20 protein-coding genes and 1 tRNA gene are annotated in these 22,845 nt (G+C 40.4%); 6 read left to right on the forward strand and 15 right to left on the reverse strand.

All coding sequences use genetic code 11. The features are described from left to right. Positions 1-183 precede the first annotated feature (183 nt). Complete coding sequence (locus AAEY62_RS19045) at positions 184-651, forward strand: YcxB family protein (RefSeq protein WP_007583811.1); 468 nt, start codon at positions 184-186, stop codon at positions 649-651. 50 nt (positions 652-701) lie between these two features. On the opposite strand, the gene csrA is transcribed toward AAEY62_RS19045, so the two are convergent. The 6 genes from csrA to AAEY62_RS19075 form a co-directional block, all read right to left on the reverse strand. Further along, positions 702-893 carry a carbon storage regulator CsrA gene (gene csrA, locus AAEY62_RS19050; RefSeq protein WP_004587515.1) on the reverse strand — a complete coding sequence of 64 codons (192 nt, stop codon included), beginning with the start codon at positions 891-893 and terminating at the stop codon, positions 702-704. A 91-nt stretch (positions 894-984) separates the two neighbouring features. After that, a complete protein-coding gene (locus AAEY62_RS19055) occupies positions 985-2,202 on the reverse strand; it encodes an aspartate kinase (protein WP_024590081.1) in 1,218 nt (405 codons plus the stop codon). A gap of 6 nt (positions 2,203-2,208) precedes the next feature. Continuing rightward, positions 2,209-4,809 carry an alanine--tRNA ligase gene (gene alaS / locus AAEY62_RS19060; protein ID WP_121954070.1) on the reverse strand — a complete coding sequence of 867 codons (2,601 nt, stop codon included), beginning with the start codon at positions 4,807-4,809 and terminating at the stop codon, positions 2,209-2,211. Between the two features lie 19 nt (positions 4,810-4,828). Then, positions 4,829-5,281: a regulatory protein RecX gene (locus AAEY62_RS19065; RefSeq protein ID WP_007583805.1), complete on the reverse strand. Its 453-nt coding sequence runs from the start codon at positions 5,279-5,281 to the stop codon at positions 4,829-4,831. Beyond that, positions 5,281-6,069 carry a BPSS1780 family membrane protein gene (locus AAEY62_RS19070; protein ID WP_007378958.1) on the reverse strand — a complete coding sequence of 263 codons (789 nt, stop codon included), beginning with the start codon at positions 6,067-6,069 and terminating at the stop codon, positions 5,281-5,283. The genes AAEY62_RS19065 and AAEY62_RS19070 overlap by 1 nt, the downstream gene beginning before the upstream one ends. An 81-nt stretch (positions 6,070-6,150) precedes the next feature. Further along, the gene (locus AAEY62_RS19075; RefSeq protein ID WP_007583803.1) at positions 6,151-6,774 is read right to left on the reverse strand and encodes a GTP cyclohydrolase II; all 624 of its coding nucleotides are present in this window, start codon (positions 6,772-6,774) and stop codon (positions 6,151-6,153) included. 251 nt (positions 6,775-7,025) lie between these two features. Between AAEY62_RS19075 and AAEY62_RS19080 the strand changes: the two genes are divergently transcribed. Together AAEY62_RS19080 and AAEY62_RS19085 are read left to right on the forward strand one after the other, a co-directional pair. Beyond that, on the forward strand, positions 7,026-8,138 hold the full coding sequence (locus AAEY62_RS19080) for an energy transducer TonB (RefSeq protein ID WP_024590083.1): 1,113 nt from the start codon (positions 7,026-7,028) through the stop codon (positions 8,136-8,138). A 92-nt stretch (positions 8,139-8,230) separates the two neighbouring features. Continuing rightward, positions 8,231-9,346, forward strand: coding sequence for an energy transducer TonB (locus AAEY62_RS19085; protein WP_024590084.1), 1,116 nt, complete (start codon positions 8,231-8,233; stop codon positions 9,344-9,346). 67 nt (positions 9,347-9,413) lie between these two features. On the opposite strand, the gene AAEY62_RS19090 is transcribed toward AAEY62_RS19085, so the two are convergent. From AAEY62_RS19090 to AAEY62_RS19100, 3 genes are all read right to left on the reverse strand, one after another. Next, positions 9,414-9,923 (reverse strand): hypothetical protein, encoded by a 510-nt coding sequence (locus tag AAEY62_RS19090; RefSeq protein ID WP_101164115.1) that lies wholly within the window; start codon positions 9,921-9,923, stop codon positions 9,414-9,416. Between the two features lie 99 nt (positions 9,924-10,022). After that, positions 10,023-10,472, reverse strand: a complete 450-nt coding sequence (locus tag AAEY62_RS19095; protein WP_010555493.1) for a low molecular weight protein-tyrosine-phosphatase — start codon at positions 10,470-10,472, stop codon at positions 10,023-10,025. A gap of 34 nt (positions 10,473-10,506) precedes the next feature. Beyond that, positions 10,507-11,013: a DUF3087 domain-containing protein gene (locus tag AAEY62_RS19100; RefSeq protein ID WP_007583795.1), complete on the reverse strand. Its 507-nt coding sequence runs from the start codon at positions 11,011-11,013 to the stop codon at positions 10,507-10,509. Positions 11,014-11,168: 155 nt separating this feature from the next. On the opposite strand from AAEY62_RS19100, the gene AAEY62_RS19105 reads away from it, so the two are divergent. Genes AAEY62_RS19105 through AAEY62_RS19115 form a run of 3 tightly spaced genes read left to right on the forward strand, consistent with a single transcriptional unit; the run spans position 11,169 to position 12,989 of the window. Next, on the forward strand, positions 11,169-11,804 hold the full coding sequence (locus tag AAEY62_RS19105; protein WP_024590086.1) for an energy transducer TonB: 636 nt from the start codon (positions 11,169-11,171) through the stop codon (positions 11,802-11,804). A 14-nt stretch (positions 11,805-11,818) separates the two neighbouring features. Next, the gene (locus AAEY62_RS19110) at positions 11,819-12,379 is read left to right on the forward strand and encodes a sigma-70 family RNA polymerase sigma factor (protein WP_024590087.1); all 561 of its coding nucleotides are present in this window, start codon (positions 11,819-11,821) and stop codon (positions 12,377-12,379) included. After that, entirely contained in the window at positions 12,366-12,989 is a 624-nt protein-coding gene (locus AAEY62_RS19115; RefSeq protein WP_024590088.1) for a hypothetical protein, read from the forward strand. Before AAEY62_RS19110 ends, AAEY62_RS19115 begins: the two co-directional genes overlap by 14 nt. Positions 12,990-13,152: 163 nt before the next feature. Here the strand turns inward: AAEY62_RS19115 and AAEY62_RS19120 are convergent, their stop codons facing one another. From AAEY62_RS19120 to AAEY62_RS19145, 6 genes are all read right to left on the reverse strand, one after another. After that, the gene (locus tag AAEY62_RS19120; RefSeq protein WP_024590089.1) at positions 13,153-13,920 is read right to left on the reverse strand and encodes a hypothetical protein; all 768 of its coding nucleotides are present in this window, start codon (positions 13,918-13,920) and stop codon (positions 13,153-13,155) included. Between the two features lie 368 nt (positions 13,921-14,288). Beyond that, positions 14,289-16,031: a potassium/proton antiporter gene (locus AAEY62_RS19125; RefSeq protein WP_350635790.1), complete on the reverse strand. Its 1,743-nt coding sequence runs from the start codon at positions 16,029-16,031 to the stop codon at positions 14,289-14,291. A 252-nt stretch (positions 16,032-16,283) separates the two neighbouring features. Further along, positions 16,284-17,660: a Na+/H+ antiporter NhaC family protein gene (locus tag AAEY62_RS19130; protein ID WP_007583783.1), complete on the reverse strand. Its 1,377-nt coding sequence runs from the start codon at positions 17,658-17,660 to the stop codon at positions 16,284-16,286. A 191-nt stretch (positions 17,661-17,851) separates the two neighbouring features. Next, positions 17,852-19,510, reverse strand: a complete 1,659-nt coding sequence (gene pbp4b, locus AAEY62_RS19135; RefSeq protein ID WP_024590091.1) for a penicillin binding protein PBP4B — start codon at positions 19,508-19,510, stop codon at positions 17,852-17,854. Positions 19,511-19,519: 9 nt separating this feature from the next. After that, entirely contained in the window at positions 19,520-20,695 is a 1,176-nt protein-coding gene (locus AAEY62_RS19140; protein ID WP_024590092.1) for an exo-beta-N-acetylmuramidase NamZ family protein, read from the reverse strand. Positions 20,696-22,580: 1,885 nt separating this feature from the next. Beyond that, positions 22,581-22,657, reverse strand: a tRNA-Arg gene (locus AAEY62_RS19145). Positions 22,658-22,845 lie beyond the last annotated feature (188 nt).

Raw genomic sequence — 22,845 nt, forward strand, 5'->3', positions numbered from 1 at the left:
AAAGATGATAAGGGTATTGTGAAGCAACCAAAAGATCAGTCAACCGATCAAAAATACCTTAACTGATCGGTGTTAGCCTTAGGGCCGTTTTTTTGTGTCTGTAATAAAATCACTGACTATAAAGCTGCTCATTTAGCGGTTAGCTTGTTAAAATAAAAAAAACGATATTTAAAGCAAGGCAATATGGCATTTACAACAACCTACACACTAGATAAACCTTACTTTTACGAGTGCTTTGATGAGTCACTCCCCTACAGTAAGCGCGCCAAACCTAAGTACTTTTTACTTGTACTCCTCGTTGCGCTTGGTTTATTTGGCATTTATGTTTTAAACGATCATTACTTAGGATCGTTTATGATCATGCTAGGTGTACTAGAGTGCGTCGCTTTTTACTATCGCAGACCTTGGTGGGTAACCAGACAAATGCTCAGCAGAGCGTCAGGCTCAGAGGTAACACTTACCTTTGATGAAGAAGGCATTAAATCGGCTAATCATTACAAAAGCTTTCAGCTAACTTGGCAAGACATAAGCGAAGTAATAGATACTCAGCAAGGTATTATTATTAAAAATAAAAGCGGCATGCAGTACATTTCAAAACAAATACTAACCCCAGAAACACTCGCTTTTATAAACAAAAAAGCCACTCAGTGAGTGGCTTTTAGTCTAGTTGAGTTAATTACTCAACTACGTATACGTGTTGATTAAGCATTGCCCGGATTAGGGTTCGACTTTTCAGCTTGTATGCGCATGTAAATCTCTTCACGATGCACTGATACGTCTTTTGGTGCATTAACACCGATTCGAACTTGATTTCCTTTAACACCTAGAACAGTAACTGTTACTTCGTCACCAATCATTAGGGTTTCACCTACTCTACGAGTTAGTATTAGCATTCTCTTGCTCCCATGTTCCAATAAAAATTATAAGATTCCGCTTAAACATACTAATGAAAATTAGACTGAAAAGTAAGTAAAAACTCGCAATCTATCCATTTTCTGTTAAAAATGCCTTGTGTAATGCACGAACAGCCAACTCTAAGTACTTTTCATCTATTAAAACTGAAATTTTAATCTCTGAAGTCGAGACTAAAACCACATTAATATTTTCCTGTGCTAATGCATCAAAAAATAAACTAGCGACACCAGAATGTGATTTCATACCCATGCCAACAGCAGAAACTTTAGCTACTGCTTGCAATCCGCTTATATTTTGAGCACTGAGCTGAGCTTGATCTTCACTCAATAATTCAAGTGCTTGCAGATAATCATTCGAGTGCACAGTAAAAGCATAGTCTATTTTTTCAAAGTTATGATTAACTTGATTAATCATATCTATTTCGATGCCATTTTCGGCAAAAAGTTTCAATATTTTTGAAAGATATTGCGTACCCGTTGGCACACCTTGTACCTTAATTAAACATTCGTCACGATTAAACGCAATCCCCGATACAACCTTGCTTGGCATATCGTTCTCCTCAAAACTTATTAATGTACCTTCATCGGGATTAAAGCTCGAAAGCACCCTAAGTGGCACATTATGTTTTCCTGCGGCTTCTACTGAGCGAATATGCAAAACTTTCGCCCCTAAACTTGCCAGCTCTAGCATTTCGGCAAAGGTAACTTGGCTCATTCTGCGCGCGTTAGGTTCAACACGAGGATCTGTAGTATATACGCCGTCAACGTCTGTATAGATCTGGCATTCGTCAGCTTTTATAGCCGCAGCTATTTCTACAGCCGATGTATCGGTGCCGCCGCGTCCAAGCGTTGTAATATTGCCCTCAACGTCACGCCCCTGAAAGCCAGCAATAATAGCAATACGGTTATGCTCAAGCTCATGCTTTAAACGTGTAGCGGCAACGTCTTCAATACGGGCTTTACCAAACATGTTGTCGGTTAGAATATTGACTTGATCGGCTAATAAGCTTACAGCTGAATGACCACGTTTGATAATAGCCATAGCAAGCAGTGATACAGAAACCTGCTCTCCAGTGCTAATAAGTACATCTAGTTCACGGCTACTCGGGCGAGTATCAATTTGTTTGGCGAGGTTAATTAAGCGGTTGGTTTCTCCCGACATAGCAGAGAGAACCACAACCACTTGATGTCCTTGTTGTCTGGTTTTAACAACAAGGTCGGCGACTGCTTCAATTCGCTCTATTGAGCCGACCGAAGTGCCACCGAATTTTTGAACAATAAGCGCCACTTAGGCTTAAGTACGCTCAGTTAACCAAGCTGTAACGCTATCTAGTGCAGCAGCAAGATTTTGTGGCTCACTACCACCAGCTTGTGCCATATCTGGACGACCGCCACCTTTACCACCTACTTGACCTGCCATATGGTTAACTAACTCACCGGCTTTTACTTTGCCTGTTAAGTCTTTCGTTACACCGGCAATTAGGCTTACTTTGTCGCCACTAGCAACACCCAGTGCAATAACACCTGAGCCAATCTTGTTTTTAAGGTCATCAACCATACCGCGAAGCGCTTTAGATTCAGTACCTTCAACGTTTGCTACAAGTAGCTTAACGCCATTGATTTCAACAATCGAATCAAGTAAAGACGCGCCCGCTGCACTTGCTAGTTTATCGCTAAGCTGTGCAATTTGCTTTTCAAGGCCTTTAGATTTTTCAAGCAACGCAGTTACTTTTTCAAGTACCGATGCGCTATCGCCTTTAACTAAAGCTGCAACATCGCTAAGTTGTTGCTCTTGCTCGCTAACGTACGCTACAGCATCTGCACCGGTTACCGCTTCAATTCGGCGAACACCTGCGGCAATACCACTTTCAGATACAATTTTGAATAAACCAATATCGCCAGCGCGCTCAACGTGAGTACCACCACAAAGCTCAATAGAGTAGTCGCCAATAGTAACTACACGTACTTCGTCGTCGTATTTTTCTCCAAACAACGCCATAGCGCCTTTTGCTTTAGCATCATCAATAGCCATAAGCTCAGTATTAAGTGCAAAGTTACGACGAATTTCGTCATTAACTACACGCTCAATTTCACGTAGCTCATCTTTAGTAACCGCTTCAAAATGCGAGAAGTCAAAACGTAAACGATCTGGCTGAACAAGCGAGCCTTTTTGGCCTACATGGTCACCTAATAATTGGCGTAGTGCTTCGTGTAAAATATGCGTAGCTGTGTGGTTTTTCTTAATGCTGTCGCGGCGCGTATCATCAATAGTTGCGTCAACTTTGTCATTAACACCAATACGGCCTTGTACAGTACCGTGGTGAGCAAAAGCATTACCAAGCTTAGTGGTATTAGTAACATTAAATTCGCCACCAGCAACTGTAATAGTACCCGTGTCACCCGTTTGACCGCCTGATTCAGCGTAAAACGGTGTGCGGTCTAGTACTACAATACCTTGTTGACCATCTTCTAATAACTGAACAGCTTCGCCACCGGCAAAAATTTCAATAACGGTCGCGCTGTAATGTGTGCTGTCGTAACCTTTAAAGTCAGTGTGTTTATCTGATTTTAATTGGTCATTGTAATCTGCACCAAATTTACCTGCTTGCTGCGCTGTTTTACGTTGTACAGCCATGCATTCTTCAAAGCCTTGATGATCAATCGTCATCTGGCGCTCACGCGCAACATCGGCCGTTAAATCAGCTGGGAAACCATACGTATCATAAAGTTTAAATACTAAGTCGCCCGGTATAATATCGCCTTTAAGGTCGCTTAAGCTTTCTTCTAAAATAGCTAAGCCACGCTCAAGTGTTTTACCAAACTGTTCTTCTTCAATGCGTAATACTTTTTCAATAATTTCTTGTTGCTTAGCAAGCTCAGGGTACGCTTGACCCATTTGCTCAATTAGCGCAGCAACTAATTTATAGAAAAACGAACCTTGTGCACCTAATTTGTTACCGTGGCGCACAGCACGACGAATAATACGGCGCAGTACATAACCACGGCCTTCGTTAGATGGCATAACACCGTCTGAGATCAAAAACGCACACGAACGAATATGATCCGCCACTACGCGTAGTGACTTGTCGTCCATGTCTTGTGCATTAGTAACACTTGCAGCAGCAGCAATTAAGCCTTGGAATAAATCGATTTCGTAGTTTGAATGCACGCCCTGCAAAATAGCAGAAATACGCTCAAGGCCCATTCCCGTATCAACAGATTGCTTAGGTAGAGGCAACATTGTACCGTCGCTTTGACGGTTGTATTGCATAAATACAAGGTTCCAAATTTCGATGAAACGGTCGCCGTCTTCCTCAGGAGAGCCCGGAGGACCGCCCCAAATATGCTCGCCATGGTCATAAAATATTTCAGAACACGGACCACACGGACCAGTATCGCCCATAGACCAAAAGTTGTCTGAGGTCGCAATACGAATAATGCGGTCCTCTGGCAAGCCAATTTCGTTAGCCCAGTAACCAAACGCTTCTTCGTCATCGTGATAAATAGTTACTAAAAGTTTTTCTTTAGGTAGGCTTACTACCTCAGTTAAAAACTCCCATGCAAACTTAATCGCGTCTTGCTTAAAGTAATCACCAAAGCTGAAGTTACCTAACATTTCAAAAAATGTATGGTGGCGAGCAGTGTAGCCTACGTTTTCTAAATCGTTATGCTTACCGCCAGCACGTACACAGCGCTGCGAGCTTGTCGCACGTGTATAAGGGCGGCTTTCTGCGCCTAAAAATACATCTTTAAATTGCACCATGCCGGCATTGTTAAATAACAACGTGGCATCGTTACCCGGTATAAGCGAGCTAGAAGGTACTATTTGATGTTGCTTGCTGGCAAAAAAGTCTAAAAACTGTTGCCTAATTTGTGCGGTAGTCATGTGCTGCATTTGAAAGTCTCACCTGTATTTACTGTGCTTGCATTGCAAAATTAATTTCATCGTAGCTAAAACCCCGATACATTAAGTAGCGCACGCGCTTAGCTTTATCTTTGTAATCGAGATCGGCCGGTGTATTCGAATATTTTTTATTGTACGCATCCTGCGCAAGCTCAAACCAATCTACTTCAAGCTCTTCAACTACCAATTCAAGTAGCGAACGATCAATCCCTTTGCCCATAGCTTCGCTTTGTATTCGCTTAAGCCCGTGGCATTTAAATATGTGTTTTCTTACAAAGCCTTCACAGTATCGCTGCTCGTTAATAAAATTATGCTTTTCGCACCAATCAAGCAGCGTTTCAATAAACTCTTCTGTGGCTTCTTTTTGCTGTAATTTAAGCGTTAACTCACGACGCGAATATTCTTGGCGCCCTAGTAACCAAAGTACATAGTTTTTTAGTTTTTGCTTTAATTTATCATCCATTAAGCGTCAAAACGCCCGCTTGTTTCACTGCTAAGTGGCTTAACATTAATGTCGTCACTTGGTGGTACAACAGGCATAAAAATGGCTTGATAAGATACAAAAAAGCTAATGTAGCAAATCGGCATTAAAATCAACAGTGGTAAGAACGATAAGAACATCGAAAGCGCCATAAATAATGCGCAAATAAGGCCAAAAACGCCAAGTGGCAAAATGTTATGATAAAACACCATTAACGATTTTTTAAGCGCCGTTAAAATACGTGTTTCTTTACTAAAATAAACAAGCGGTACAGCGTAAGCAAACGCCGTTAAATAAATTAGCATTGCCATAAAAAACAAAATGACATTCGCGCCCGAAATACTCTCAAGCATTTGTTCAAGTGCTACGTTTGGATCAAGTCCTGGTTGGCTCATAACAGCCACTGCATCGGCAAATAAGCCATTAGCAAGTAACGCCATTAAAATGCCCGCACCCATTTGATAAAGTGCTAAACGCAATAACCCTAAGCGATTTCCCTTAGCCGTAAATGGCTTGAGAATATCGGCTAGCATAATTTTTCCGCCCTGCTGCTTACTAAGCACCGCTTGGTAAAACCCTGCGGTTAAAAATGGCGTAGCGAGTGCTGCTACTACTTGCAGCAGCGGTAAAAATAAAGACAGCAGCCCTACAATACCAATAAATAAATGCATAAAAATAAAGGTTGCTGGCTGGGTTTTAAAAATAAGCCATCCGGCTTTTAACCACTTTAGCCCTGCATCGGCTTTAAAAATTCGTAATTGTGTAGACATACTTGCTCTTAATTTAAAACGAAACACGCCAAGTATAACTTGGCGTGAGGGGGTATTAATAGACGAAACGTAATTAAATGATTAAGGTTTTTTAATTTTCTTAATATCTAACATATGCGCGCCATGCTTAATTTTTGTTTCTAGGTACGATTTATTACCCGCAACACCCGCTTTAATGTGCGCATGCGTGCCCACAACCGAGTCAACATTAATACCGGCATCTTTTAATGCGTTAAGCTTTTTAGGATTATTGGTCATTAATTTAACGTGGCTTAAATTAAGCGCATTAAGCATTAACACAGCATCCGAAAAGTCACGTAAATCATCAGCAAAGCCTAAATGATTATTAGCTTCGTAGGTGTTCATACCTTGCGATTGCAATACGTAAGCATCAATTTTGTTGTATAAACCAATGCCACGACCTTCTTGGCGTAAATACAATAAAATACCGCCTTGCTCGTGCATCATTTCAATACATTCATTTAGCTGCTCGCCGCAATCACAACGCGATGAGTAAAATACATCACCTGTTAAACACTCTGAATGCATACGAATAAGCGGTACATCTTGCTCTGTATCAGCGTTGTTAAACACCATAGCAATATGTTCTTTACCATCTTTTAAATCAGTAAATGAGATTATTTCTGCAGGGATATCACTATTTCTGCCAACATTAAGCTGGACTCTTGCTCTTACTTGCGCCACGACAAATCCAAATATTTAAATAACTACGACACGACAATAAAGTGATAATATCACAAAATAGGATAAATACACCGTAGTACAAGACTGTTTATGGCAAATATATGGCGACGACAGGCGTTATTTTCAATGATCGTTAAGCAATTAATAACCCGAATATTACAACCTCGCTTGTTTACTTTAATTTACCTAAAATAATGACAAACCTTGATAGTTTTGGTAATTTTATGGGCTAATAAATAATAGGGATTATTATGAAGTACCAACAGCTCGCCATATCGATAGGATTAAGCTTATTAGCCTTTGCTAACTCCACTTTCGCAAACCAAGTAAATAGCATTCAAGTTGTATCTGCAAACGCCGAAGAAACTGACTCAGCATTTGTTGCAGCCAAAGAACAAGCTGAAAAAGAAGCACAACTTGCCTATCAAAAAGGGCTCGCTCTATATGGAGAAAATAGCAATGAAACGGCAAAGCTTGCTATTAACTACGCCAAAGCCATCAATAATTATACTGCAAAGAACATTATGGTTATAGGGAATGGCAATGAAAAGAAACGGTTTGATTTGTATTCACAGGCCCACCGTATTTTAGTTAAAAACTATGGCGAAAACTCAATAGAGACTATGGATACGCTACTAGCCAAAGCCACTCATACCAATAAATCATATATCGCAGTCAAAAACTTTAAGCAACTCATTAAAATCGCTGAATTACAAAATAACCCAGGCCTTGTCGCCAATATGCAATTTGAAGCTGCAGAAACATTACTTTATAGGTTTAGCCATAGCGAATACTCTTTAGTGAAAATATACGCTCAAGATGCAGATAAGTATTACCAAGCCCAGCTACCTGATAATGCAGTAGAGCGTATAAAGTCTGACTTTTTAATGGTTTCATTTGAGAGTGGCCGTAAAGATTACGACAAAGCAACTAAAAGGCTAAACCGTATAGTTGGCTTATTTGATAAATATAAAAATTTAGATCAAAGCTTTGAGCTTAATGCACATGTTGGCTTAGTTCAGCTATATGAAAAACAAGATGAAAGCGATAAAGCGACTAAACACGCCTTAGCCTTTGCTAAAAATACGCACTGGAAAAATACCTCAGAGCAAAATCCACTCTACATAACCGAGCCTATATACCCTCGCGGTGAAACTAAAAGTCATGTAATAGTTATATTAGAGATTACTGTTGATACCCATGGCTTTGTGAAAAATCCTAAGGTTATTAGTTCTGAAGGTTCTAAAGCGTTTGAAAAATCAGCGATAGCCGCTGTTAAACAATGGCGTTACGCTCCAAAGTTTAAAAATGGAAAACCTGTAAATGCAACAACTCAAGCTGAACTGTATTTTGAACGCCTTTAAGTAGTTTTACCATTCAGTCAAAAATTATATTAATAAGAAACTGTTGTAATTACGTCAACCTAGTTTCAATTTAAAAGTTAATAGGGATTATTATGAAACGTCAGCAACTCGCTTTATTTATAGGCTTAAGTTTATCTGCTTTGAGCGCAACAACTTTAAGTACTACAGCACTCGCCAGCCAAGCAAGCGATCCTCAAGCGGTATTTAGCCAAGCATACCAAAGCTATTTAGCAGCAGTTAAAGCAGACAAAAACGTACAACAAACTGCCAAACTTGCTTACACATCAGGTAAAGCCGTTTACGGTAAAAGCGACGACAATACTGCCAACTTAGCTATTAATTACGCTAAAGCAATAAAAGGCTACGGCGATGAGCTAAACGAACAGCGTTTTGCACTTTATAACGAAGCCCATACTATTTTAGCTGCAAACCACGGTAAACTATCAATAGAAACAATTGATGCACTGCTCGGCCAAGCTAACTACACAACATCAGCTTACAAAGCAGCTAACTTTTTAGAACAAGTAATAGATATAGCTAAAACACAAAATAAGCCTAAGTTTGTAGCCGACATGAAACTAGAAGCGGCATCACTGCTTGCTAAAAAGTTTAGCTCTAAAAAATATCGCGAAGCGAAAAACTACCTAGAAGAAGCCGACGAATACTACCGTGAAAATCTACCTAGTAGCTCGGTAGAGCAAATTAAAGCTAACTTTTTAATAGCCGCATTTGCCGAAGGCAGTAAAAAATATAATCAGGCAATTGAGCGCTTAAACAACATAGTTACCGCGTTTGACGATAACTTAAAATACGATCACAGTGCTGAGCTAACCGCTCATTCTAAACTTGTAGGTCTGTACGAAAAACAAGGCAAAAGCGAAGAAGCAACTAAACACTGCCTCGCTATCGCTCAAATGGTGCCATGGAAAGAATCGCAAGAGCAAACACCACTCTATCGTGTTAATCCTAAATACCCAGTGCACAAAGCCAGATTTAGTACCGATGGTAGCGTTATTATGGAGTTTGAGGTAGACGCAGCTGGCTTTGTAAAAAACCCAAAAGTACTTAGCTCTGAAGGCGGCAGCGCATTTGAAAAGTCAGCCAAAGCAGCGCTTGAGCAATGGCGTTACGCGCCAAAGTTTGAAAATGGCAAACCCGTTAGCGCTATTTCTCAGGTACAGCTCGACTTTAAAATTAACCGCCACTAAAAGCGGCTCATTAAAAAAGGCGCTTTATGCGCCTTTTTTAATACCAACTAATACAAATTCTACGTAGTTAAAATTCGTAACTTACGCTAATACCGCCATCGGCTCTTTTTTCGTTGCTATCGCTTGCTTTACCATAGCCCACATCTAGCTCTAATCTAAAACCAGCGCTGTTCAATCCATTAAAGTTATAGCTGTAAGTAAGCCCTATGCCGTTTGTTGTTTCTTCATCAAAAATTCCGCCAATTACACAACCTAGCGTATTAGCAAAGTCAGTTGCTACATCATTAGTTGAACTTTCACACTCTTGGTCTGTATCTCTTGCACCAATAGCGCCCACAAGCGCGCCAAAAGCATGTTTTTTATTATCGCTAACTGCTTGTTCAAAACCGGCTGAAAAACCATCATCAAGGCCTAGTTTATAATTTGCATACCAGCGTTGTGTGTCGTCGTTAGCCGACAAAGACACTTCAGGAATAACTAAATAAGGATAGCCACCCCCAATCGAAAAACTAACATCGTTAGCAAAAGTAGAACAAGAAGCGATAGATAAAGTGAGTAGTAATATTTTTTTTTTCATAAAGTTCCCTTTGAGTAAGTATAAAATGTACTTACTTTAGGAACATCATGCAATACGACAAAAAGCTCGTTAAATTTAGCTTTAGTAATAAAATAGGGATTAAATTTTAGCGAGTATTTTGTCGCTAGCCGCTTCAATTAAATCGAGCACATTTTCAAAGCCATCATCGCCGCCGTAATAAGGATCGGGAATAGCGCTTTGGGCTTGCTCGCCATATTCTAAAAATAGCGCCAGCTTATAGCGTAAATGCTCAGGGCATTGCGCTGTTAAATCAGCTAAATTTTGTGTATCGGCCGCTAAAATTAAATCAAATTCAGTAAAATCGCTTGTGCGTACTTTACGTGAATAAATACCTTTAAAACTATAACCGCGCTTCTCCCCTGCTGCCATTGAGCGACTATCAGGCGTTTTACCTTCGTGGTAACCAATAGTCCCTGCCGAATCAACTTTAACGTTAACGCCTAGTTTTTTAGCACGGGCTTTTAATACCGCCTCTGCGGTTGGCGAGCGGCAAATATTACCTAAACAAACTATGAGTACTTTTTTCATTAAGGCTCCTCTAACTAATTTAAAAACCTAAGCTTTAAAACTGTTTTAAAATACTTGCGTCGTAATCTTCAACGTTAAGCGTTACGTTATGTTGCGCTGCAACAGATTCAAGCTCAGCTTGTTTAATGGCTAAATCGTCCATAGTGATTAGGTTATCGTCTAACTGCCACAATAACCGAGAGCCCGCGTAGCTATAGTGAATCGCTAATAACGCATCGGCATTACCTTCACGGCCAGCGGCTTTTAACTTAGCCATTTTACGGGTTATTTTATTAAGTGCTTTTTTAAGCTCCCACACATAAACAACTTCTGTCATAAACGTATGTGTACGATATTTATGAAGTAACCACGCAAGCCCAACGCTAGTAATAGCAACGCCTATTAAGTTCCAATGAAAGTGGCTACCACTTTCATCAGGAAATAAAGCAATCAGCGTTTGCGATATAGCCAAGCTGCCTACCGCCAAACCAATACCACATCCTGCAATAACACGGTTTAAATGTTTACGGTAACGCGCTTTATTTATTTCAATGAGTTGCATAACAGCCTAAAAAGTTAAGTTTTAATATTTGCGAATGGCTATTGTAACTAAACCCCACATTTTTTATAAAATTATTTCACCCCTTTTTGATTTGCCACCCGTTATAGCTTTGAAAACACCCTAATTGTAGTGGTCAATAAAATTTGGAGCGGCTTATGCACACACTTGAAGTACCTAACAACCCAGTATTTATTAAAACATCGACTGCCGTTATCGGCGGCGCCGCGATGACCTTTGCAGCTTTTGCGTTTATGCAATATTTAATAAGTGGCGAGCAACGCGCACCGGTAAAACCAGGGGACGATATTATAGTAGAAATTTTTAAGGCGCCTGAGGATTCAAAGCTAAGGCATATACAAAAAATACAGCCGCCACCGCCAATGCCTAAAGTGCCGCAAAAAGCTCCACCGCTTGATACATCAGCCGATCCTGTGCTGGCAATTAGCGACTTTACGCCGATTACAATTGACGATTTTGGTGGCGACATTAACAACACCATTAATCGCCCAACGGGAGATGCAACACCCATTGTGCGCATTAGCCCTAAATACCCAACAACAGCAGCGCGCGATGGTATTGAAGGTTGGGTGCAACTAAGCTTTAGTATTTCGCCAACGGGGGAGGTAATCGACCCAGTAGTTATTAACGCCGAGCCAAAACGTACCTTTGACCGCGAAGCAATAAGAGCCATTAAACGCTGGAAATATCGCCCCAAAGTAATTGAAGGTGTGGCACAATTACAAACAGGTCAAACTGTACAGCTCGATTTTAAATTAGATAACTCTATTTAACGGACTAAACGCCTATGCTACTAAGTATTAAGTCATGGTTATTTGAAACGCCAAGCAAGGACTGCATGGCAAGTTACGCAAAAAGTGGCGACAATCGTTACTTAGAGCAGCTTATCGCCCTCTACAGTAACGACTTATACCACTACCTTGTTACGCAATCTAATACGCATTTAGCATACGACGTAAGTCAACAAACATGGCTAAAAGTAATCGAAAAGCGCCACCTTTACCAAGCACAAACCACACCCAAAGCGTGGTTATTTAAACTTGCCCGCAACACACTCATTGACGAATACCGCAGGCAACAACACTTTGTAGAGTTTGACGAAAACACGTATTTACCCGCAAAGCAAAGTGAGCAAAGCGATACAAATATAAGTTACGAAGCATTCGACGCCGCACTTAAACAACTGAGTTTTGTACAACGCGAAGCCATTACATTACAACAAGAAGGCTTTTCGCTCACCGACATAGAACTTATAACGCAAAGCAGCCTCGAGACCATTAAAACAAGGCTGCGCTATGCCAAGCAAAACCTTAAACGTTTATTAGGAGCAAACAATGAACAAGCCTGATGAGCCGTTTGATCAAAAGCTCACACAACATTACAAAGAGCGAAAAGCGCGCACTACACTTACAAGTGATCAGCAAAAAGTGCTACTTAATAAAGCCACGCACACTAAGCCTAAAAAAATCGGCTTTACGCTACAGCTAATCAGCCTAGCCTGCGCACTGGGTGTGTTTGCATTTATTGTGTTTGATAATAACAACATAATAAATACAGAGCCCAAAACCGTGCTTAACAGCGTACTTAAGACTATAGACATTCACGACTATTCAATTATTAAAACACACGAAATAAATCCATCCGGCAGCTACGCAAGCTCTATTACAGAGCAAAAACACGCACTCGACAGCCAATTCGCTAATGATTTACGCCGCCACCAACAACGCCACATAGAATACGGCACTCTAGTGAAGGTAGATAACGACTGGTATATAGTCAGCTGTAATGACGAGGTGCTAGTGCAAATTAAGCATTCGCTGTTGAGTGATTTAAAAGGTAAACACGCGGTAGAAAGTAATATAAATACGGGTGATATGCTCGCTATGGCACATAACGGTAAGGGGCAGATTATTGCGCTTAAACATGCGGGAATTGGGGTTAAGGTGTGTAGAGGTTAATGAACTGTTTGCGACTAAGCAAAAATAACCCCCAAAGGTTTAAAAGTCATTCAACTATTAGACAATAACTTTAAAGATTAACAGAGAAAATTTACCAGTCAGAACTTATTTAGGAAGCCAACTTAGCGCAATTAGCGTTTAAATAGTCACTAAAAATATATTTTCATCCTGAGTGGGAGCACTGCTTTAGGAAACTATTTTTCCACTCTTTAAGTGCTTTCTTAGTGTCTTCAGTTTCTATTCTTATATTTCTGGGGGGTTGTGAAGTCCAGCCATGTTTGCGCGGCGTTGAGGTTCCATCAGGGTATATCAATTTGTATTCAAATGGAGGTGGAGACAACCTCATCTCACTGTAACTTTCGACTGCACTCTTGTTTAAAGCCACAACTTTATCAGAGCTGTAATCCCATATAACTATATTATCACCTACGTTACTAATAATATGACCACACATATTATCTTCACGATTTTTAATTATTATCTTATATTTGGCTAACTCAATCTTAGATGAAATAGACTTTAAGTGATAACCGTAAGCCGCATATGACACTAACATCAAAATCACTATAGTTAGAGCGTTTACAAATAGCATATTAGTTTCTTTTTCATACCCAGTATGCTTATCACTATAAACTATTCCCTTGGTACGATCTTTTTCCTCTAATAGATGAAAAATATCCTTTGTAGCTTTAATTATTGATAGAGTCAGTAGAATAAGTGTTAGTGAAAAAGGGAGACCGCTAGATACTATAGTGAAATTATAAATGTCAGTATTTGATAAATAATCAAAAGCAAAAACGCCCCAATTATTAAAGTAAATCACTGTCCAGAAATAACAAAATATAGTGTAGATAAAGAAGGTAATTGTAGAAATAACCCCCAAATTTTTAGTGGTTAAATCTATAAACCTTATATTTTTATTATCTTTCATCTAATCAGTTCGGGTTGATTTTATATATTTAGCCTACCTAAGAGATTCCTTTTGGTCAAACGCAGAGTAATACCCAGATTAAAGCAGTGCTTGCTCGGTTGTTATTTATAATACTGCCAAGAATAAATTGAGTCCGAGGGTCTAACCTTATTAGCTAAGAAATGTAATATGACTTTGGCCTTAAGGCTATGCATAGATTTCGGGCTAAAGCCCGACGCGCCAGCAAGCTAGGCGCCTACAGTAAACACTACATATAACTAGCTTTGTGTGTGCTCATTGTATTGGAGATCCGTTGGGTTTCGTGTCACTCAACCCAACCTATGCAGCTATAAACATGAGCCTAGCGCTAAATAAATCACTGTTAATGATTACGGCTTTAAAAGTCGCTTTTCTGGATTGTTTAAGTACTTTAAGCCAATGGTAACTATGCGTGTATGCACCATTGTTATAATGCGTATTTGCACATTACCAATAACAACAATATCGCCTTTACTGACTTCTCCTGAAAGCTTTTGGTTGATCACTTCTTCCAAGCTTATCTCTTCTGGGGCGTCTATTTGCATGTGATAAGAGTAAAATATATCGCCTACCAACGTTACCCCTTTCACTTTAAGTTCGTTGTGCGCTAAATGGCTATCTTGATGGTTTGTTTTATCGGTTGCTGTAAAAACTAAATCAACAAAAGGTCTGTTATCTGGTTTTAAAACAACAAATAAGTGATCGTTTGGTTTTAACTTAGTTGAGCCTCGTGGCGGTATGATTGACGGACCCCGTGTGATCATAGCAACAACTACACTCTCAGGAAGTGCGGCATGTGACAAGCTGCGCCCAGAAACCCGAGAAACGTCACTTAAGGTGTATTCTACAATTTCTATATCAATATCGTTTAGTGCTGTAATTTCGAGCGTTGCAGCGGCTAGGTCGGGCGGCGGCTCTACTAAATTTAGTTTTTTAGCCATCCAAGGCATTGTTGAGCCCTGTAACGTGGCTGAAATTAACACCACGAAAAAAACAACATTAAAAATAAGTTCAGCCCCTGAAAGGCCAAATAGTAATGGGAATATAGCTAAAATAATGGGTACTGAGCCTCTAAGGCCAACCCAAGATACAAATAAGGTTTCGCGATTATTAAAGCCAAACAGTTTTAAAATAGGCGCTACAGCTAATGGGCGAGCAACAAAAATGAGTGCCAGTGCAATAAGCAGTCCTTCTAACCATACATCAACCAACGACGATGGGTTTATAAGGAGTCCTAATACAACAAACATGGTTATTTGCCCAAGCCATGCTAAGCCGTCATGAAACAGAAAAATACCGCGTTTATATACAAATTTACTGTTACCTAAAATCACGCCTGTTATAAATACAGCTAAAAACCCACTGCCGCCGAGCGTTGCAGAAAGGCCAAAAGAAAGCAGTCCAAATGCGGTTACCATCACTAAATACAAACCCGATGCATTTAGTTTAATTCGATTAATAAACCAAACCGATACCTTACCAATTAAAAGACCACAAATAGCGCCAACACCCATTTGTTGAGCAAATAACTGTAGTAAATCCAGCCCTATTGGCATTTCGTTAACGAGCATTTCTAACAAACCAACTGTTAGAAAAATAGCCATTGGATCGTTCGATGCACTTTCTATTTCAAGGGTAGATTTAAGCTTTTTGTTTAAGTGAATACCCGCACTTCGTAAAAGCGCAAACACTGCTGCAGCATCTGTAGAGCCAACAATAGCGCCCAGTAAAACACCTTGTAATATGGGCAGGTCTAAAATATAAGTGGCCACAAGGCCTGTAATTACAGCGGTAAATAACACCCCGACGGTTGCTAAAGCAGACGCGGGTTTCCACACTTGTTTAATTGAACTGGTAGGCGTTTGTAAACCGCCATCAAATAGAATAATGGCAAGCGCAAGAGTACCTAAAGCATGTGCGGCCTCTGCATTGTCGAATGAAATACCTGCAATACCGTCTTCACCTGCGAGCATACCTACAAGTAAAAATAGCACCAGTACAGGTAAGCCAACGCGTGCAGATAACTTGCTCGAGATCACTCCTAGTAAAATTAATATGGCACTAACGAGAATGATATTATCAATTGCAAACATAGTGTGGATTTACAGCCTTATATGAGTTGAAAAGTAAGAATTGCCAGCTATCAAAAAGCTTAAAGCTCATGCTATACAATAACCTAAAAAATATAAATACGGGTACTTAAGTCTATAATTAAATAGTTTTTCTAATAATTATAGAGCCTTTGAGTTTGATATTGCTTGGCTCTATATTAATTAGCTTTATTTATTTTGAAAACAAAAAAGCCTGCGATTAAGCAGGCTTTTGAGTATTTAAATAATCAAATTTTATAAAACAATAATGCTTGTTACTAAGTACGCTAAAAACGTAAGGCCACCACCAAATAAGGCATACGGTAGCTGTGTTTTAACGTGGGTGAGTAAGTCACACCCCGATGCAATAGCCGATACAGCGCTGGTGTCGGATATAGGCGAGCAATGATCGCCAAATATACCACCACCCAAAATAGCACCTACAACAAGCGATGGCGGTAAACCTAGCGCTTGAATAAGTGGCACACCAATTGGGATTAATATAGCAAACGTACCCCACGATGTACCTGTAGTAAACGACATAACTGCGCCGGTTAAAAACAGCACCGGTACTATTAGGTAAATAGGTAAGTAGTCACCAACAAGTGACGCTACAAATACGCCAGTACCAAGCTCTTTTAAGCTTGCGCCAAGTGTAAGCGAAAGCAGTACAATAGCGACCAATGGCATTAATTCGCCCATACCTTTAAAACCGGTATCAACTAATTGATGGTGCGTAAATTTACGAGAACCAATCATTAAAAAGTAAGCGACAACAATGGCTAAAACCGTTGCGTACAATACTGACTTAGAGCCACTACCCTCTGCCAACACACCATTACCGGTGTAATACATAAAGCCAACCATGCTGGTAATTAGCGTAATAAGCGGGATTAGCATGTAACGCGCTTTAGAGGCTTTTATTTCATCTTTTAAGTCGGTTGTTTGAAGCTCTAGTTTTTCTTCGGCTTCTTTCATTGGGCCATGCACTTTATCAAACGCGATTGTGTAAAAAACAATAACAAGGGTAATTATGGCGTAAAAGTTATACCCTACGCTGCCCCACAATACCGATACAGCCGACTCACCTAGCTCGTAGTTACCTAACAAACCAAGTACAAATGCACCCCAGCCGTTAAGTAGTATTAAAATACACACTGGCGCACTGGTGCTGTCAATAATGTAAGCTAGACGCGCTCGGCTCATTTTAAATTTGTCGAATAAGCCTCGCGATAAAATACCCGAGGTAAGTACGCTCAGGTTAGATTCTATAAACACCGCAATACCGGTAAACATGGTTAAAAAGCCCACTTGGCGCTTACTTTTTGCAATGCCTTTGTTCATTAGCATATTAACAGTTGCTGCAACGCCGCCAGATTCGCGAATGTAGGCAAGCAGTGCACCAATTAAAATACTAAATATTAATATGCGTGTATTACCTGGCGAGCTGGCAACCGAAATAATACGTTCAATGGTATTTAAAAAAGTGTCAAACAAGCTATTACCTTCGCCCTGAAAGGCGAGTAAAAACTCAGAAGAAGCAACAGCAACAAGTAGCGCCATAATCACTTCTTTTCGCCAAAACACGATAGCAATCGCAATTAGCGGCGGTAAAATAGAATACCAATGCATAAAAAGTTAACCTTAATTATTAGCGAGTAAACCTCGCTTTGTACGCGTTTTAACGCTTATTTGTTAAGCCTAACAACATAAACCGGCTTAGTTTTATAGACCGCTTAGCTTAATGGATTGGCTTACTCAAGTCACCTGTAAATAAATCACTTAAGGTGGCACGGTTAGTACGTTTTAACCTATACGATAGCTTATTGATTTAGTAACGCTTCATAAATAAGCGACACCACCGATCCGTACTGTGCGGTTTCAAATTGTTTACCTGTAAATTCGTAACGTTTTAGCGAGCCTTTAATTGCACTATGGCGAGCATTAGTAAGTAAAACAATAGCCAAGTCGTAAGCGGGGTCGATTACGGTCACTGTACCCGTCCAACCTGTGTGGCCATAAGCCTGCGCGCTTGCATAAGGGCCAAAGTGCCAGCGCCTTGCTTGATTATTACCAGCAAACCTAAAGCCAAGCCCGTAAGTTTCGTCGCTGCTTTGCGGCGTTAAAAATTGCGCTAAGGCGCTTGTACTAAATAATTGTTGGTCGCCGTAGCCACCATTATTTAGTAATAGCTGGCAAAGCACGGCTAAGTCGTGAGCATTACTAAATAATCCTGCATGCCCTGCTACGCCATCAAGAGAATAGTAAGCGCGCTCATCGTGCACTTGTCCTTGTAAAACCCCAGTTCGAACATTATCAAACTTAATGCGCCCGTCTCGTGTGTTGCCGCTAAGCTCAGTGGCTGCAAATTGCTGTGGCTTAAAGCCTTTTTTAAGTGGATTAAATAACGTGTTAGTTAATTTTAGTGGCGCATACACTTGCTGCTCTAGGTATTCGTCAAGGGGCTGCCCTGTAATGCGCTCAATTAGTACGCCTAAAATCATGTAATCAATATCTGAGTAAACATGCTGCCCAGATGATTTACTACTAAAAGGCACGCTGGTAAGTAATAGCTGTTTGGTGGTTTTACTGTTTTGCGAATAAAACGCGTCGCCATTGCTGCCATCTTTACGGTGAAAGTCAAATACTGGCGGGTATCCGGCGCTGTGAGTGAGTAAGTCTTTTACTGTGCGCTTTGCTCGCCCTTCGCCTTTATATTCGCTTAGGTAGCTTTGCACGGGTTTATTAATATTTAACAGCCCTTCGCTTACTAATTTCATAAGTGCAAAGTTGGTGGCAAATATTTTGGTGTTTGAGGCAAGATCAAACAAGGTATTAGTTTGCATGGGCTCTGGACGAAGTAGCATTAAATCACTTTGCTGATATTGCTTTGCATCGCCATAGGCGGTTAATTTTATTAGCTCACCATTTTTAACAACGGCCAACACAGCCCCAGGAAAACCCGCTTTTATATCGCGTTCGATTAATGTATCTACTTCACTAAAATCTACGTGCTTTATTGGCTCATCGCTTAAAGTAGAAAATGCAAAACGTAGCGTTAAACTTGCACCAACAGGAAGAATATTTTCAACTTTAAAAGTATTAACACCATTGTGAGTATTTTTTGCCAAACTGTAATTGTATAGAGTGTTGGCGCTCAGTTGGCTAACGTCGAGCTTTTGATTATTAATATAAATATCGGCGCTTTGTGCGTTGTGGTTTTGTATTAATAATTGCCCGCGCCCTTTGTAAGCTTTAAACGTTCCTCGGTTATTTACATAAAACCGGCTACTTGGATTTACCTCAGGAAACGTTACAACCACTTGTGCATTAGGCAGCTCTACAAGTTGGCTCTTTGTAAGTGGTAGCACCGAGCGAATAGGCTCAGGTGGTGTACTACAACCCACAACAATAAGGCTTAACGCTGCTATAAATACTTTTTTTATATAACCACACCTTTGATTTTTTAAAGCAATAAACATGCTTAGCCCTTATTTATATAGCAAGTAAGGCGCTCTTTGCGCTTTAAATTGCGCAAGCCCCGCCTGCCAGCTTTGTTTTATTTTCGCTTCTGATTGCCCTGCTTCAATAGCTAAGCGCAATTTATTAGTACCCGCTAGTTTATCCATAAAGTCAGCGCGCTCAAAAAACGAGATGTTGCTTTTACTAAGCTCCGTGTACGCATTTATTAAGTAAGTTAAATTTAGGCCTGTGGTGTTTGCTTGTCTTAAATCGAGCCCTTGTACGGTTTGGTTTTTAAATTTAGGGTTTAAAGCAGCCCCTTTAATTGCACGCGGTGTAAAATTAAAATCACCTAATGCAACTGGCGAATAGCCAATTACTTGAAATGCAAAGTCGGTGCCTCTACCAATACTGATAGGTGTTGCTTCAAAAAAGCAAAGTGATGGGTAAAGTGCAATGGCTTGATCGTTAGGTAAATTAGGGCTGGGTTTTACAGGCAAGCTGTATGTACTTTTGCGAGTGTAATGATCAACAGGGATCACCGTTAATTTTAAATCGGGCGCTTTATTGATCCAGCCCTCGCCCTTGATCATTTTGGCAAGTTCGCCAACGGTCATACCGTGTAAAACAGGTATTGGGTGCATGCCTACAAACGATTTAAATTCTGGCTCTAATATTGGCCCATCAACGTAGGCAATATTTGGGTTGGGTCTGTCGAGTACTAAAAATTCTATCCCCTGCTCTGCAGCGGCTTCCATCATGTAGTGCATAGAGCTTATGTAAGTATAAAAACGCACTCCGACATCTTGAATATCAAAAATAATCACATCAACATCAGCTAAAGCAGCTCGGCTTGGTTTTTTATTTTTACCGTAAATAGAAATAAGCGGAATACCGGTTTTGCTATCAACGGCATTTTTTACATGCGCGCCCGCATCGTGATCGCCGCGAAAGCCATGCTCAGGTGCAAAAATTTTAGTTATGTTTATGCTTTTAGCCAGCAGAGCATCTACTAAGTGAGTTTGCCCTATAATTGATGTTTGATTGACTACTAGCCCTACACGTTTATTTTTTAACTGCGGTAAATATTTAGCATATTGCTGCGCACCTACCACAAGTGAGTTATTGGCTTTGTTGGCTTGTGCGCTGGAAATAAAAATAGCGCTAAAAATAAAAAATAACGTAATAAATAGGGCTTTAAACATACTGCAATATCCTTTTAAACAAGGCGTTTAAAATAACATAGGTAATATTAAAGAGCAGCTTTAGAAAAGGTTAAGTGGGCTTAGATATAGTGATTAGAAGCTGGCGCTTCTCACGCGAGCAAGCTCAGCGTCTACAACGAATAAATAAAACTCGGAGTTTAGATTTAAAGATTAGAGCTAGTTTCACTTGAAAATACCACCTCTCATTTTAAGCTTAAAGACCGTATTTAACCTTCTTAGAGCTAAACGCTTCTAGTTATTTAATTTCTTGGTCAATGAACCACTTAAAGATCTATTCCACAAAGAGAAGCAAAAGAGAAGTAAATGAGAAGACATAAGCCCGGGTTTATTAGTTTAGCTTAGCTTTATTACTACCTCTAAAAGCGCAGCGCCTCTTAACCTCTTCGTGAATAAATTACTTATTTCTGGCGTTGCCAATGAATAAAATCTTATAAATTATACTTTGAGGGGGGAATAGAAGCTGTCGCTTCCCACGCGAGCAAGCTCAGCGTCTACAACGGATAAATAAACTCGGAGTTTGGATTTAAAGATTAGGGTTGGTTTTACTTGTAGGCGTGCAGCTTGCTGACGCGACGAGCAAAGCTCGTAAATGTATTGTGCTGTGAGTTTATTCAATTAGAAGCTGGCGCTTCTCACGCGAGCAAGCTCAGCGTCTACAACGAATGAATAAACTCGGAGTTTGAATTTAAGGATTAGGGTTGGTCTTACTTGTAGGCGTGCAGCTTGCTGACGCGACGAGCGAAGCTCGTAAATAAAGTATCAGTTATATCAGTGGTAAGTAATTAGAAGCTAGCGCTTCTCACGCGAGCAAGCTCAGCGTCTACAACGGATGAATAAAACTCGGAGTTTAGATTTAAAGATTAGAGCTGTTTCTACTTATAGGCGTGCAGCTTGCTGACGCGACGAGCAAAGCTCGTAAATAAAGCATCAGTTATATCTGTGGTAAGTAATTAGAAGCTAGCGCTTCTCACGCGAGCAAGCTCAGCGTCTACAACGAATGAATAAGCTCGGAGTTTAGATTTAAAGATTAGGGCTGGTTTTACTTGTAGGCGTGCAGCTTGCTGACGCGACGAGCAAAGCTCGTAAATGTATTGTGCTGTGAGTTTATTCAATTAGAAGCTGGCGCTTCTCACGCGAGCAAGCTCAGCGTCTACAACGAATGAATAAACTCGGAGTTTGAATTTAAGGATTAGGGTTGGTCTTACTTGTAGGCGTGCAGCTTGCTGACGCGACGAGCGAAGCTCGTAAATAAAGTATCAGTTATATCAGTGGTAAGTAATTAGAAGCTAGCGCTTCTCACGCGAGCAAGCTCAGCGTCTACAACGGATGAATAAAACTCGGAGTTTAGATTTAAAGATTAGAGCTGTTTCTACTTATAGGCGTGCAGCTTGCTGACGCGACGAGCAAAGCTCGTAAATAAAGCATCAGTTATATCTGTGGTAAGTAATTAGAAGCTAGCGCTTCTCACGCGAGCAAGCTCAGCGTCTACAACGAATGAATAAGCTCGGAGTTTAGATTTAAAGATTAGGGCTGGTTTTACTTGTAGGCGTGCAGCTTGCTGACGCGACGAGCAAAGCTCGTAAATAAAGTATCAGTAATTAGAAGCTAGCGCTTCTCACGCGAGCAAGCTCAGCGTCTACAACGGATAAATAAACTCGGAGTTTAGATTTAAAGATTAGGGCTGGTTTTACTTGTAGGCGTGCAGCTTGCTGACGCGATGAGCAACGCTCGTAAATAAAGTATCAGTGATTAGAAGCTTCCGCTTCTCACGCGAGCAAGCTCTGCGGCTACAGGAGTGGTAGTATACATTTCACTTTATTTCAGGCACAAAAAAACCGACTTAATGTCGGCTTGTTTATGAAAGTGGTGGGCGCAGGAGGATTCGAACCTCCGACCGCTCGGTTCGTAGCCGAGTACTCTATCCAGCTGAGCTATGCACCCACTTTCATAGATTGCTTATTTAAACTCTAAGCAGAGCGTATAAATTCAGACATAAAAAAACCGATTTCCATCGGTTTATTTTTCTTACACTTAAAAGTGTATGAAAACATGAAAGTGGTGGGCGCAGGAGGATTCGAACCTCCGACCGCTCGGTTCGTAGCCGAGTACTCTATCCAGCTGAGCTATGC

The organism is Pseudoalteromonas sp. GW168-MNA-CIBAN-0100, from assembly GCF_040309225.1.
Taxonomy (GTDB): Bacteria; Pseudomonadota; Gammaproteobacteria; order Enterobacterales; family Alteromonadaceae; genus Pseudoalteromonas; species Pseudoalteromonas arctica.